13 protein-coding genes are annotated in these 11,975 nt (G+C 66.4%); 2 read left to right on the top strand and 11 right to left on the bottom strand.

The window, feature by feature from the left end; genetic code table 11:
• Positions 1-34: 34 nt before the first annotated feature.
• Both ACFWPX_RS24195 and ACFWPX_RS24190 read right to left on the bottom strand, forming a co-directional pair.
• Positions 35-535, bottom strand: coding sequence for a DUF4189 domain-containing protein (locus ACFWPX_RS24195; RefSeq protein WP_378929225.1), 501 nt, complete (start codon positions 533-535; stop codon positions 35-37).
• Between the two features lie 394 nt (positions 536-929).
• Positions 930-2,219: a PucR family transcriptional regulator gene (locus ACFWPX_RS24190; protein WP_378929223.1), complete on the bottom strand. Its 1,290-nt coding sequence runs from the start codon at positions 2,217-2,219 to the stop codon at positions 930-932.
• A gap of 234 nt (positions 2,220-2,453) precedes the next feature.
• Between ACFWPX_RS24190 and ACFWPX_RS24185 the strand changes: the two genes are divergently transcribed.
• The gene (locus tag ACFWPX_RS24185) at positions 2,454-2,999 is read left to right on the top strand and encodes a TetR/AcrR family transcriptional regulator (protein WP_378912939.1); all 546 of its coding nucleotides are present in this window, start codon (positions 2,454-2,456) and stop codon (positions 2,997-2,999) included.
• A gap of 95 nt (positions 3,000-3,094) precedes the next feature.
• Here the strand turns inward: ACFWPX_RS24185 and ACFWPX_RS24180 are convergent, their stop codons facing one another.
• From ACFWPX_RS24180 to ACFWPX_RS24140, 9 genes are all read right to left on the bottom strand, one after another.
• Positions 3,095-3,529, bottom strand: coding sequence for a DUF4189 domain-containing protein (locus ACFWPX_RS24180; RefSeq protein WP_378912940.1), 435 nt, complete (start codon positions 3,527-3,529; stop codon positions 3,095-3,097).
• 176 nt (positions 3,530-3,705) lie between these two features.
• Complete coding sequence (locus tag ACFWPX_RS24175) at positions 3,706-4,134, bottom strand: DUF4189 domain-containing protein (RefSeq protein ID WP_378912941.1); 429 nt, start codon at positions 4,132-4,134, stop codon at positions 3,706-3,708.
• A 177-nt stretch (positions 4,135-4,311) separates the two neighbouring features.
• A complete protein-coding gene (locus tag ACFWPX_RS24170; RefSeq protein ID WP_378912942.1) occupies positions 4,312-4,719 on the bottom strand; it encodes a metal-sulfur cluster assembly factor in 408 nt (135 codons plus the stop codon).
• Positions 4,716-5,198 carry a Fe-S cluster assembly sulfur transfer protein SufU gene (gene sufU, locus ACFWPX_RS24165; RefSeq protein WP_056810385.1) on the bottom strand — a complete coding sequence of 161 codons (483 nt, stop codon included), beginning with the start codon at positions 5,196-5,198 and terminating at the stop codon, positions 4,716-4,718. The genes ACFWPX_RS24170 and sufU overlap by 4 nt, the downstream gene beginning before the upstream one ends.
• Before the next feature lie 3 nt (positions 5,199-5,201).
• Positions 5,202-6,455 (bottom strand): cysteine desulfurase, encoded by a 1,254-nt coding sequence (locus tag ACFWPX_RS24160; RefSeq protein WP_378912943.1) that lies wholly within the window; start codon positions 6,453-6,455, stop codon positions 5,202-5,204.
• 1 nt (position 6,456) lies between these two features.
• On the bottom strand, positions 6,457-7,224 hold the full coding sequence (gene sufC, locus ACFWPX_RS24155; RefSeq protein ID WP_067452582.1) for a Fe-S cluster assembly ATPase SufC: 768 nt from the start codon (positions 7,222-7,224) through the stop codon (positions 6,457-6,459).
• A 32-nt stretch (positions 7,225-7,256) separates the two neighbouring features.
• Positions 7,257-8,435 (bottom strand): Fe-S cluster assembly protein SufD, encoded by a 1,179-nt coding sequence (gene sufD / locus ACFWPX_RS24150; protein ID WP_378912944.1) that lies wholly within the window; start codon positions 8,433-8,435, stop codon positions 7,257-7,259.
• Complete coding sequence (gene sufB, locus ACFWPX_RS24145; protein WP_378912945.1) at positions 8,435-9,871, bottom strand: Fe-S cluster assembly protein SufB; 1,437 nt, start codon at positions 9,869-9,871, stop codon at positions 8,435-8,437. The genes sufD and sufB overlap by 1 nt, the downstream gene beginning before the upstream one ends.
• On the bottom strand, positions 9,868-10,653 hold the full coding sequence (locus ACFWPX_RS24140; protein ID WP_378913149.1) for a helix-turn-helix transcriptional regulator: 786 nt from the start codon (positions 10,651-10,653) through the stop codon (positions 9,868-9,870). The genes sufB and ACFWPX_RS24140 overlap by 4 nt, the downstream gene beginning before the upstream one ends.
• A 333-nt stretch (positions 10,654-10,986) precedes the next feature.
• On the opposite strand from ACFWPX_RS24140, the gene ACFWPX_RS24135 reads away from it, so the two are divergent.
• Positions 10,987-11,937: a rhomboid family intramembrane serine protease gene (locus ACFWPX_RS24135; RefSeq protein ID WP_378929220.1), complete on the top strand. Its 951-nt coding sequence runs from the start codon at positions 10,987-10,989 to the stop codon at positions 11,935-11,937.
• Positions 11,938-11,975 lie beyond the last annotated feature (38 nt).

The raw sequence follows: 11,975 nt of genomic DNA, 5'->3' as shown, positions 1-11,975 counted from the left end.
GGGCCGATTCGGCCCGTGCCACTACTGGATCTGTCTAGATGTTCGCAGTGCACGCCGACAGGATGACGCTTGCCGCACGCGGCGACGCCGAACCCGGATCAGGAAACGGTGCCGCACTGATGCCGAGCACATCCACCGCGGAGCGCTCGGCCGCGGCCAGGGAGTGATCCCACGCCCAGCCGAAGCGGTAGTCCGCGCCCTGCGCCACCGCACCGCAGGCATTGCGGAACCCGACGACGACCTGGCAGTCCCGCACACCGCACTCGTCGAGCGCGGCCTGGGTCGCCGCCGCCCAGCTTCCGTAATTCACCGCCGAGGCCACCACAGCGTGGCCCGCCGACAACGCCAGCGCCCCATAGAGATCGCCCGCCGCGGCCTGGAATCCACCATCGCGCGACACAGCGGTGTACCCCGGCACCTCGGCGATCGCCACCCCACTGGCCCCCGCGGAAGCAGGCCCCGCGCTCACCACGGTGAACGCCGCCACCGCGGAGACGGCAGCCACACCAAGGGCATATTTGCCCACAACAGACATCAGAGATTCTCCCCGTCGAAATACCGACTCCGCGCCTCGAAGCCGAACCAATCATGAACGCCCGTCCACTCCCCCGGAAATAGCTTTCCGGCATCGCCACGACGACCATTCGGCGAGCCCCGTCATAGCGCCGAGACATCCCCGGCAACAACAGTTCTCGCAGGTTATAACGCCCGATTCCTCCCGAACCGCCCGTCCGCCACAGATTAACAACACCCTCCGACAACTAACGGCCTCCCACGGATGGCCGCCCCGAGGATTGGAATCAGGTGCTAGTCGCTTGTGATGCGACCTCCGGTATTCACCTGGCGGACTGTGGGACCGGCGTTCGAAGGCCCGGCACCGCGTCGGTTCGGGGGTCGCGGTACCGGGGCCGGATACGGGAGTAGTCGGGTCAGGCCGAGCGGACGCTGTTCAGGTCGAGGTAGGGGTGGGGGGTGGCGCGGCGGGGGATTCCGGGGGTGGCGATGACGGTGGGTTGGGTGCCGCGGCCGGTGTGGAAGCTGCGGGCGATCATCGAGGAGCGCAGTTGCCACAGGCCCGAGGATTGGGCCGGGTCGAGGCCGGTGAGCTGGGCTACTCGGCGCAGGCGGTAGTCGACGGTGTTGGTGTGGATGTGCAGCAGGCGCGCGGTGCGCTGGCGGTTCATGTTGTTGGCGATGTGCACGCGCAGGGTTTCGTAGAGCTCGGGGTGGTTGTCGAGCGGGGCGAGCAGTTCGCCGAGCCGGGCGCGGCCGGGGCCGGGGCGGGTGAGCTGGTATTCCAAGGCCAGGTCGCCGAAGCGGTAGAGACCGGGGGCGCTGTCGAGACGTTCCACCATGTCCAGGAGTTCGTGGGCACGCTGGGCCGCGTCGGGGATCTCGTCGGTGGTCGCGGGCACCAGGGCTGCCGTGATGTCGACGTGCGCGGCCCGCGACAACGCCTCGACCAGTGCGTCGAGTTGCTCGTCGGCCAGCAGATCGGCCGGGATCAGCAGGGTGCCACCGTCGACCGACAGCAGTGCAAGCACCTGTTCACCGCACCTGTGCGCCAACGCCGTTTGCACCCGGCGCAGTTTGCGCCGGGCCACCACGGCCCCGTTCACGCGTGGATCGCGCTCGTCGGGATGCGCCCCGATCGACAGCGCGAGTACCGAATACGCGTCGGAGACGGTGATGCCGACCTCGCGTGCCATGGTGACGGTCGACTGACCGGCCAGTAGCGCCGAAGTGAGCGTGTGCACGGCCGTGTGATGTTCACCGACGGCCTCGCGGTGCTCGCGGATATAGGAACGCGTCACGGTGGTACACAACAGGTCCGAGATCTCGACGACCCGGCGGAAGCCGTGGATCAGGCTCGCGCGGTCGGCGTCGGCCACCTCGTCGTAGACCGCGTCGAAGGAGAGCCGGAAACCCTCATGGAAGGCGTGCAGGATCGTCTCGATCGGCACGCCTTCGCGCGCCCAGCCCGCCGCGGCCACCGCGAGCCGGTTCAGTTTCACCTCCTCGTCGCGGCCGTCCAGCATTCCGCCGACGATTTCCAGACACATCCTGGTGACCGAGGTGACGTCGCCGGCGATCGCATCGCCGGGGAGTGTCCGGCAGGTCGCGACATTGTCGACGAAATGGCCGACCAATCGGCTGGTCATCGTCCGCACATCACGCAAGGGCTGCCACAGGGCCGTCTCGTCCAGTGAGATCGTCATCGTCGACTCCTCCTTCTACACCCCGGCGCCGCCGGTAGTGGTTGTGCCTCCGTCGTGTTGGTCCAGGTGATGACCGACACTTCGGTTTCTCTGTGATCATGACTGTAGGGTGAGCGACAGCTCACCTTCTACTCTTCTTTCCGTCGAGGTCCGAAAATGCCCCCGCAAGCCGATAAGCAGCGCAAACGTCCCAAGCAAGACCGGGCGAAGGAAACCAGAACACGTATTCTCACGGTGTCCGCTCATCTTTTCGGCACCCGTGGGATCGGCAATACCTCGACGAATCGGATCGCGACCGAAGCGGGCATGAGCATCGGTACGCTCTACCGATATTTCAGCGACCGCGACGAGATCGTCAAAGAACTCAACGACAGCCTGTTTCTGCAGGTAGAGGAGCGCTACAGCCAGCTGCTGAGTGCGAGCGCGAACCAATCCCCCCGTGATGCCGTGATCGACCTGATCCGCTCGGCCGTGGACATCCTCGTCACGAACGGGCCGCTCGTGCGGGCCCTGGTCGCCGATCTGCAGTTCTACGGCAGCGGTATCCCCGAATTCGAACCCCGACTGCGGATGCTCATCAAGCTCTACCTCCTCCAGATCATCGGCCCGATCAAGCATGTCGACATCGACGTGATGGCCTTCGTCGTACTCAACGCCGGTTTCGCCACGGCGTTGCGTTCGGTCGAGTTGGACGACGTCGAACTCGAGGCCATCATCGCCGGCACCGCCGACATGATCAGCGCCTGGATCGACGCGGTCTCCGCGGCCGAAAACGCCTAGTACACAACGAAACGGGCCCGAATCCTTCGAGAGGATTCGGGCCCGTTCACCGTGCGATGATCAGCGGGCGTTCGCCGTGCGGCTCGCCGCTCGCGTCAGCCGCGCACGTTCGATGTGCAGAACACATCGACGACCTTCGTGCCGCTGAAGTCCGATGACCCGAAGTTCGCCAGTCGTGCGATCGGAACACCATCGGACAGCCTGTCGATAGCCTTTCGCACCGCTTCGCTGCGGGTAGGTCCTGACGCGGCGGCGACCCAGCCTTGGTCGTTCCACACCAACGCCCCGCAGCCATTGGCCCACGAGGTCAGGATCCGGCAGTCCTCCATGCCGCAGTCCTGCAGCACCTTGGAGGTCGCCTCCTCCTCGGTGGGCCAGTCCCTTGTGCTCCAGCTTTCCCACTGCTCCGAGCTGAACGCGATCGCGGCCCACTTGTTGTTCGCGGCGTCCGCCGCACCGGCACCCAGCACCGACCCGGCCGCAAGAACCGACGCCGCCGCGGCGAAGCCGACCTTACCCATGAAACTCATTCGAAAGATCTCCTCTTGAAACTGTTCCGGAAATCCGGAACCGTCAAGATCATCATCGAATGCCGTTGGCAGCCAACCGGAACGGTAAACATCACACCGCGGCTCCTCGACACATAACCGTCATAAAGATGGGCCCGGATCCTTGCAGGATCCGGGCCCGAAAATCGCCGTGCGGATCAGCCCGCGTTGTCGGTGCAGAGCGTGTCGATCACGCGACCGCCGGCCAGCTGCGACGAGCCGACGTTGACGAGCAGGTTCTGCGGGGTGCCCTCGGTCAGCGCGAGGTAGGCCTCCCGCTCCGCCTCGGCGCGGGTCGATCCCTTGCCCCAGGCGAAGAACTCATCGTTGTCCACCAAGGCCAGGCACCCGTTCGCCCAGGTGACCTCCACGTAGCAACCATCCGCGGCGCACTCTTCCAACGCAGCGGCTTCGGCCTCGGCACGCGTCGGATAGTTGATCGAACGACCAACATTGTCCCAGTTACCGTCTACGGCCATCGCGCCCCACTTGTCGCCGGCCGCATTCGCCGAACCGGCACCCAGCAGAGACCCGGCCGCCAGAACCGACGCCGCGACGGCGAAGCCGACCTTGCCCATGAAACTCATTCGAAAGTACTCCTCGTGAAAGCTGTTCCGGAAGTCCGGAACCTTTAAGATCATCATCGAACGTCCGGTGATAGCCAACCGCACCGCGCAAGGTCACATCGCGACCGGTCAATGCAATACCGCCAGAACATGAAAGGGCCCGGATCCATACAGGATCCGGGCCCGAAAAGCGCGGTGCTACACCGTGAAGCCGAGGGCGCGCAGCTGTTCGCGGCCGTCGTCGGTGATCTTGTCCGGGCCCCACGGGGGCATCCAGACCCAGTTGATCTTGAGGTCCTCGACCAGGCCGCTGCGCACCAGCGCGTTGCGGGACTGGTCTTCGATGACGTCGGTCAGCGGACAGGCCGCCGAGGTGAGCGTCATGTCGAGGGTGCAGATGTTCGCGTCGTCGACGGACAGGCCGTAGACCAGGCCGAGGTCGACGACATTGATGCCGAGTTCGGGGTCGACGACGTCGCGCATCGCCTCTTCGAGGTCTTCGATGTGCTGGATCTGCTCGGCCGTCAGCTCGACCTCGACGGCTTTTTCCGCCTCGACGGCCTCAGCGGCTTCCGGGATCTGTGCGGTATCGGTGCTCTCACTCATGTGGCAGACTCCCCATTTCCCATCGGTGCCTTGGTTTCCTCGGCCGAACTGATCTGCACGACAGCGTCTTTGAACGCCATCCACCCGAGCAGCGCGCACTTGACCCGCGCCGGGTACTTGCTCACACCGGCGAGGGCGATGCCGTCGCCGATCATGTCCTCGTCACCTTCGACGGTGCCGCGGCTGGAGATCATCTCGCTGAACGAGTCGACCACCTTCAGCGCCTGCTGCACCGGCAGCCCGATCACCTGATCGGTGAGGATCGAGGTGGCGGCCTGGCTGATCGAGCAGCCCTGACCATCGTAGGAGACGTCGGCGACCTCACCGGCGTCGTCGATCTGCACACGCATCGTCACTTCGTCACCGCAGGTCGGGTTCACGTGGTGCACCTGCGCACCGAACGGTTCCCGCAGCCCGCGGTGGTGCGGGTGCTTGTAGTGATCCAGGATCACTTCCTGGTACATCTGCTCCATACGCATGATCTAGGCAACTCCGAAGAAGGTCTTGGCCTTCCGCACGGCCGCGACCAGTGCGTCGACCTCGTCGAGGGTGTTGTAGACGGCGAACGAGGCACGCGCGGTGGCGGCGATACCGAACTTGCGGTGCAGCGGCCAGGCGCAGTGGTGCCCGACGCGGATGGCGACACCCTCGTCGTCGAGGATCTGGCCCACGTCGTGGGCGTGGATCCCGTCGACCACGAACGACACCGCGCCACCACGATCGACGTTCTCGGCGGGCCCGATGATCCGCACACCGTCGATGCCGGACAGACCGTCGAGCGCGGCACCGGTGAGCGCGTGCTCGTGCGCCGCGACCGCGTCCATGCCGAGGTCCTCGAGATAACGCACCGCGGCGGCCAGCCCGACCACCTGCGAGGTCATCGGCGTGCCCGCCTCGAAGCGCTGCGGCGGCGGCGCGTAGGTGGTCTTCTCCATGGTGACGGTCTCGATCATCGACCCACCGGTGATGAACGGCGGCGTCTGCTCCAGCAGCGCACGGCGGCCGTACAGTCCGCCCACGCCCATCGGGCCCAGCATCTTGTGGCCGGAGAACGCGGCGAAGTCCACCCCGAGCTCGTGGAAGTCCACCGCCATGTGCGGCACCGACTGGCAGGCGTCGAGCACGACGAGCGCGCCGACTGCCTTCGCGCGGCGGATCAATTCGTCCACCGGAGCCACCGCGCCGGTCACGTTCGACTGATGGCTGAACGCGAGAACCTTTGTCGCGGGCGACAGTTCGAGCGAATCCAGGTCGATGCGGCCGTCGTCGGTGATGCCGTACCACTTGAGCGTGGCACCGGTACGACGCGCGAGCTCCTGCCACGGAACGAGATTCGCGTGGTGTTCGAGCTCGGTGATGACGATCTCGTCGCCGGGGCCGACCTTGTAGGGGAACCGGTCGTCACCGAACGCGTTGGCCACCAGGTTCAGCGACTCGGTCGCGTTCTTGGTGAACACGATCTCGCCGGGATCCGCGCCGACGAAGCGGGCGATATCGGCGCGCGCCTGTTCGTAGGAGTCGGTCGCCTCCTCCGCCAGCTGATGCGCACCGCGGTGCACGGCGGAGTTCCGGGTGAGCAAGAACTCGCGCTCGGCGTCCAGCACCTGCAGCGGACGCTGCGAGGTGGCACCGGAATCCAGGTACACCAACGGTTTCCCGTCCCGCACCGTGCGGTGCAGGATCGGGAAGTCGGCCCGGATCCGGGCCACGTCGAGGGCTGGCACCGTAGCGGTCATGTCAGGCTCCAGCGGTCGCGGACGTGAAGCGCTCGTAGCCGTTCGCGTCGAGTTCCTCGGCCAGCTCGGAGCCACCCTCGGCGACGATCTTGCCGTTGACGAACACGTGCACGAAGTCGGGCTTGATGTAGCGCAGGATGCGGGTGTAGTGCGTGATCAGCAGCACGCCGCCCTCTTCGCGCTCCTTGTAGCGGTTCACGCCCTCGGAGACGATGCGCAGCGCGTCGACGTCGAGGCCGGAGTCGGTCTCGTCGAGGATCGCGATCTTCGGCTTGAGCAGACCCAGCTGCAGCACCTCGTGACGCTTCTTCTCGCCACCGGAGAAGCCCTCGTTCACCGAGCGGTCGGCGAAGGCCGAGTCGATGTCGAGTTCCTTCATCGACTCCTTCACCTCCTTGACCCAGGTGCGCAGCTTGGGGGCCTCGCCGCGCACGGCGGTGGCGGCGGTGCGAAGGAAGTTCGACATCGAGACGCCGGGGACCTCGACCGGGTACTGCATGGCCAGGAACAGGCCGGCGCGGGCGCGCTCGTCGACCGACATGTCGAGCACGTTCTCACCGTCGAGGGTGATGGTGCCCTGGGTGACGGTGTACTTCGGGTGGCCAGCGATCACATAGGAGAGCGTGGACTTGCCCGAGCCGTTGGGGCCCATGATGGCGTGCGTCTCGCCGGACTTCACGGTGAGGTTCACGCCGTTGAGGATCTGCTTCGATTCACCCTCGGGGGTGGTGATCTCGGCGTGCAGGTCCTTGATTTCCAAGGTGGTCATCGAATTCGAATCCTTCGTGGGAAGTAGGTGAGTCAGATACCGACAGTGGCGAGTTCGGCCTCGATGGCCGCCTCGAGCCGCTCCCGGACCTCGGGGACCGTGACCTTCTGGATGATCTCGAAGAAGAAGCCACGCACCACCAGGCGGCGGGCGACGTCTTCGGGAATGCCGCGAGCGCGCAGGTAGAACAGCTGCTCGTCATCGAAACGGCCGGTGGCACTCGCGTGTCCGGCGCCGGCGATCTCGCCGGTCTCGATCTCCAGGTTCGGCACCGAGTCGGCGCGCGCGCCGTCGGTGAGCACCAGGTTGCGGTTCGCCTCGTAGGTGTCGGTGCCCTCGGCGGCCGCGCGGATCAGCACGTCGCCGATCCAGACCGTGCGAGCGTCGCCCTTGTCCGAGGCGGGATCGCCCTGCAGCGCACCCTTGTACAGCACATTGGACTTGCAGTTGGGCTCGGCGTGATCGACCAGCAGACGCTGCTCGAAATGCTGTCCCGCGTCGGCGAAGTACAGGCCGAACAGCTCCGCTTCGCCACCGGGACCGGCGTAGCGCACGGTGCCGGACAGGCGAACCAGGTCACCGCCGAGCGTCGCCGACACGTGGCGCAGGTTCGCGTCACGGCCCAGCTTCAGGTGATGCGCGGTGACGTGCACGGCGTCTTCGTTCCATTCCTGGACCGCGACGACGGTGAGCTTGGCGCTGTCACCGAGCACGAATTCGACGTTCTCGGCGAAGGTTCCGCTGCCGCGCTGGTCGATGACCACGGTGGCGACGGCGAAGTTGTCCAGGCGCACCTGCAGGTGACCGTAGGCGGTCTTGCCCTCACCGGGACCGGTGATGGTGACGGTGACCGGGTCCGAGACTTCGGTTTCCGGGCCGACGGTGATCACGGTCGCCGATTCGAAGCCCGAATAGGCCTGGGCGGCAACACGATCCGCGGGGGTACCGGCCTGACCGAGGCGAGAGTCGGTGCGGCCCACCGTTTCCACGGTGACCCCGGCGACCTCACTCACCTCGACGGTGGCTACACCGTCGGCAACGGCGGTGCCGTCGTGCAGGCCGCGCAGCCGGCGCAGCGGGGTGAACCGCCACGCCTCGTCGCGACCCGACGGGACCTCGAACTGGTCGACGTCGAACGAGGTGAAGACCTCGCCCTTGTTGACCGCGGCGCCCGCGCCAGGGTTCTGGGTCGGCGTCTCGAGCGTCGACATCAGCCCACGGCCCCTTCCATCTGCAGCTCGATGAGCCGGTTCAGTTCCAATGCGTATTCCATCGGCAATTCCTTGGCGATCGGCTCCACGAAGCCGCGCACCACCATGGCCATTGCCTCGTCCTCGGTGAGGCCGCGGCTCATCAGGTAGAACAGCTGCTCCTCGGAGACCTTCGAGACGGTCGCCTCGTGACCCATCGTCACGTCGTCCTCGCGGATGTCGACGTAGGGGTAGGTGTCGGAGCGGCTGATCGTGTCGACCAGCAGCGCGTCGCACTTCACGGTCGACTTGGAACCGTTGGCACCCTTGTTGATCTGGACCAGACCGCGGTAGGACGCGCGACCGCCACCACGCGCCACCGACTTCGACACGATGGTCGAGGAGGTGTGCGGGGCCAGGTGCAGCATCTTGGCGCCGGTGTCCTGGTGCTGGCCGGGGCCCGCGAACGCGACCGAGAGGACCTCGCCGTGCGCGTGCTCACCGGTCATCCAGACCGCCGGGTACTTCATGGTGACCTTGGAGCCGATGTTGCCGTCGACCCACTCCATGGTGGCGCCCGCCTCGGCCTTGGCCCGCTTGGTGACCAGGTTGTACACGTTGTTCGACCAGTTCTGGATGGTCGTGTAGCGGCAGCGGCCGCCCTTCTTCACGATGATCTCGACGACCGCGGAGTGCAGCGAGTCGGACTTGTAGATCGGGGCTGTACAACCCTCGACGTAGTGGACGTAGGCGTCCTCGTCGACGATGATCAGCGTCCGCTCGAACTGGCCCATGTTCTCGGTGTTGATCCGGAAGTAGGCCTGCAGCGGGATGTCGACGTGCACGCCCGGCGGCACGTAGATGAACGAGCCACCCGACCAGACGGCGGTGTTGAGCGCGGAGAACTTGTTGTCACCGGCGGGGATGACCGAACCGAAGTACTTGTGGAAGATCTCCGGGTGCTCCTTCAACGCCGTATCGGTGTCGAGGAAGATGACGCCCTGGGACTCCAGGTCCTCGCGGATGGAGTGGTAGACGACCTCGGACTCGTACTGCGCCGCGACACCGGAGACCAGACGCTGCTTCTCCGCTTCCGGGATGCCCAGCTTGTCGTAGGTGTTCTTGATGTCCTCGGGCAGGTCTTCCCAGCTCTCGGCCTGCTTCTCGCTCGAGCGCACGAAGTACTTGATGTTGTCGAAGTCGATGCCGTCGAGGTTGGAACCCCAGTTCGGCATGGGCTTGCGATCGAAGATGCGCAGCGCCTTGAGGCGCACGTCGAGCATCCACTCTTCTTCGCTCTTCTTCGCCGAGATGTCGCGGACGACGGCCTCCGACAGGCCACGTTGCGCACTGGCGCCGGCCACATCGGAGTCGGACCAGCCGTAACCGTAGGTGCCCAGCGAGGCGATGGTTTCGTCCTGGGTGAGCGGTTGCACCTGGTCGGTAGGGGTCGTCATTCGGCACTCCTTCCGGAGTCGTTCGTTCGTCCCGCCGCGGGCTGTGCGGCGGATGGGATCTTCGGCACCGCGACCAGCGGTACGTGGGTGGTGCAGGCGCAATCGCCGTTGGCGATGGTCGCAAGTCGCTGCACGTGGGTGCCGAGCAGGTCGCGGAAAGCGTCCAATTCGGCGGCGCACAACTGCGGGAACTCCTCGGCGACGTGAGCCACCGGGCAGTGGTGCTGACAGATCTGCACACCGGTGCCGACCTGACGGGTGGTGGCGGCGAAACCGGCCTCGGCGAACGCTTCCGCGATCTCCTCGACCTTGGCTTCGATCACCGGTGCGGTGTGGTCGGCGACGGGCTCGATGCCGTCGACGATCACGCGAACCCGCTTGCGCGCGAATTCGGCGATCGCGGCGTCGCCACCGATCTCACCGAGCTGGCGAATCGCCGCCCCGGCCAGATCGTCGTAGGCGTGACCGAGATTGCCCCGGCCCGCCGCGGTGAGCTGGTATTGCTTGGCCGGCCTGCCGCGACCCTTCTGCTGCCACGGCGCCGAGCGGCTCGCCCGAGCCTGGCCCGCGTCGATGAGCGCGTCGAGGTGCCTGCGCACCCCGGCGGGCGCGAGACCGAGTTCGGTGCCGATCGCCGTCGCGGTGATCGGCCCCTGCTCGAGCAGCAGCTGGACGATGGCCGCCCTGGTCTGCCCCTCGTGTGCGGCTGCCGCGGGAACAGCAGACGACCGAGCGCCGGTCGTCTTACGACCGTCACTTCCCACGTCTGTCCGCAAACCCACGGTTTTCACAACACCAGTGTGGCGGAATTGCTTCCCTAAATCTAATAAGGGTCACCTGACAAAGGGTGCCCTGACCTGCGACGAAGATCATCGGGTCACTCCCCTGCCCGATAAAACCCCAGGTGCGGCCCCTGCGGACCGATCGCCGAGGCTCGGCGAGGTGACCCATCGCACAGGTCTTCGACCGCGACCACCCGGCGGCCCGAGCGGCCACGCCCGGCGCCGGACAGTGCGTCAGCACGCTCTCGCAGCGTTGCTCGCGGGCGATATCCGCACCACAGCATCGCGATCGACTGTCCGGGTCCGCCGTGGCGAACGAGGCGGTCGGGGGCCGTGGTCTGGCACGATGGCAGGGTGTCGAACCCGCTCACACCAACGTGTGTCCGTCATCCTGATCGGCCTACCGGACTCGCGTGCACGCGATGCGGGCGGCCCGCCTGTACCGACTGCCTGCGCCCGGCGTCGGTCGGGCAGCACTGCGTCGACTGCGTGCGGCAGGGGCAGCAGGACGTGCGGCCGGTACGGACCGTCAGCGGGGCACGCCAGGGCGGGGCCGTTCCCTATGTGACCTATGGGTTGATCGCGGTCAATGTGCTGGTCTATGTGATCACCGCGGCGCAGGCCGGAAGTCCGATGGACAACTATCGCGGATCGTCGGTGTTCCGCGAGTTCGTCCTGGTCCCGCTGCTGGTGGCCGACGGCGAGTGGTGGCGGCTGCTCGGGTCGGGGTTCCTGCATTACGGCGCGATCCATCTGCTGGTCAACATGTTCGCGCTCTATGTCGTCGGTCGCGACCTCGAGCAGGTGCTGGGCCGGGTCAGGTACGGGTGCGTCTATCTGGTCTCGCTGCTGGGTGGGTCGGCGGCGGTGATGGCACTGTCGGACTCGGTGACCGCGACTGCCGGTGCCTCCGGCGCGGTGTACGGCTTGTTCGGCGCTGTCACGGTGACACTGATCCGGTTGCGGCAGAGCCCGACGCCGATGCTGGTGGTCATCGGTGTGAACGTGCTGATCAGTTTCTCGATCCCGGGGATCTCGCTGTGGGGCCACCTCGGCGGTCTGGCCGCGGGCACGTTGAGCGCGCTCGGCATCCTGTTCGTGCCCGGCTGGCTGTCGGCCCGTGATCAGGGGTCCGCGCAGCGCATCGGCTGGGCGGCGCTCGGCGCGGTCGCGGTGATCTGCGTGGCCGTGATCATCGCCGCCGTGCTCTCGCTGCGCTCGGAGCCGGTGTTCGTCGGACCGCCTGCCGTGAGCGCGCCCACCCCTGTCGAAGCACCGAGGTAGTTCGCCGCGACCATGCGCGAGACAACTGAGGAACGCGG

It is taken from the genome of Nocardia sp. NPDC058518 (assembly GCF_042719655.1).
Lineage (GTDB): Bacteria > Actinomycetota > Actinomycetes > Mycobacteriales > Mycobacteriaceae > Nocardia.
The sequence above is the reverse complement of the archived record's forward strand: the minus strand, read 5'-3'. Positions and strand labels throughout refer to the sequence as shown.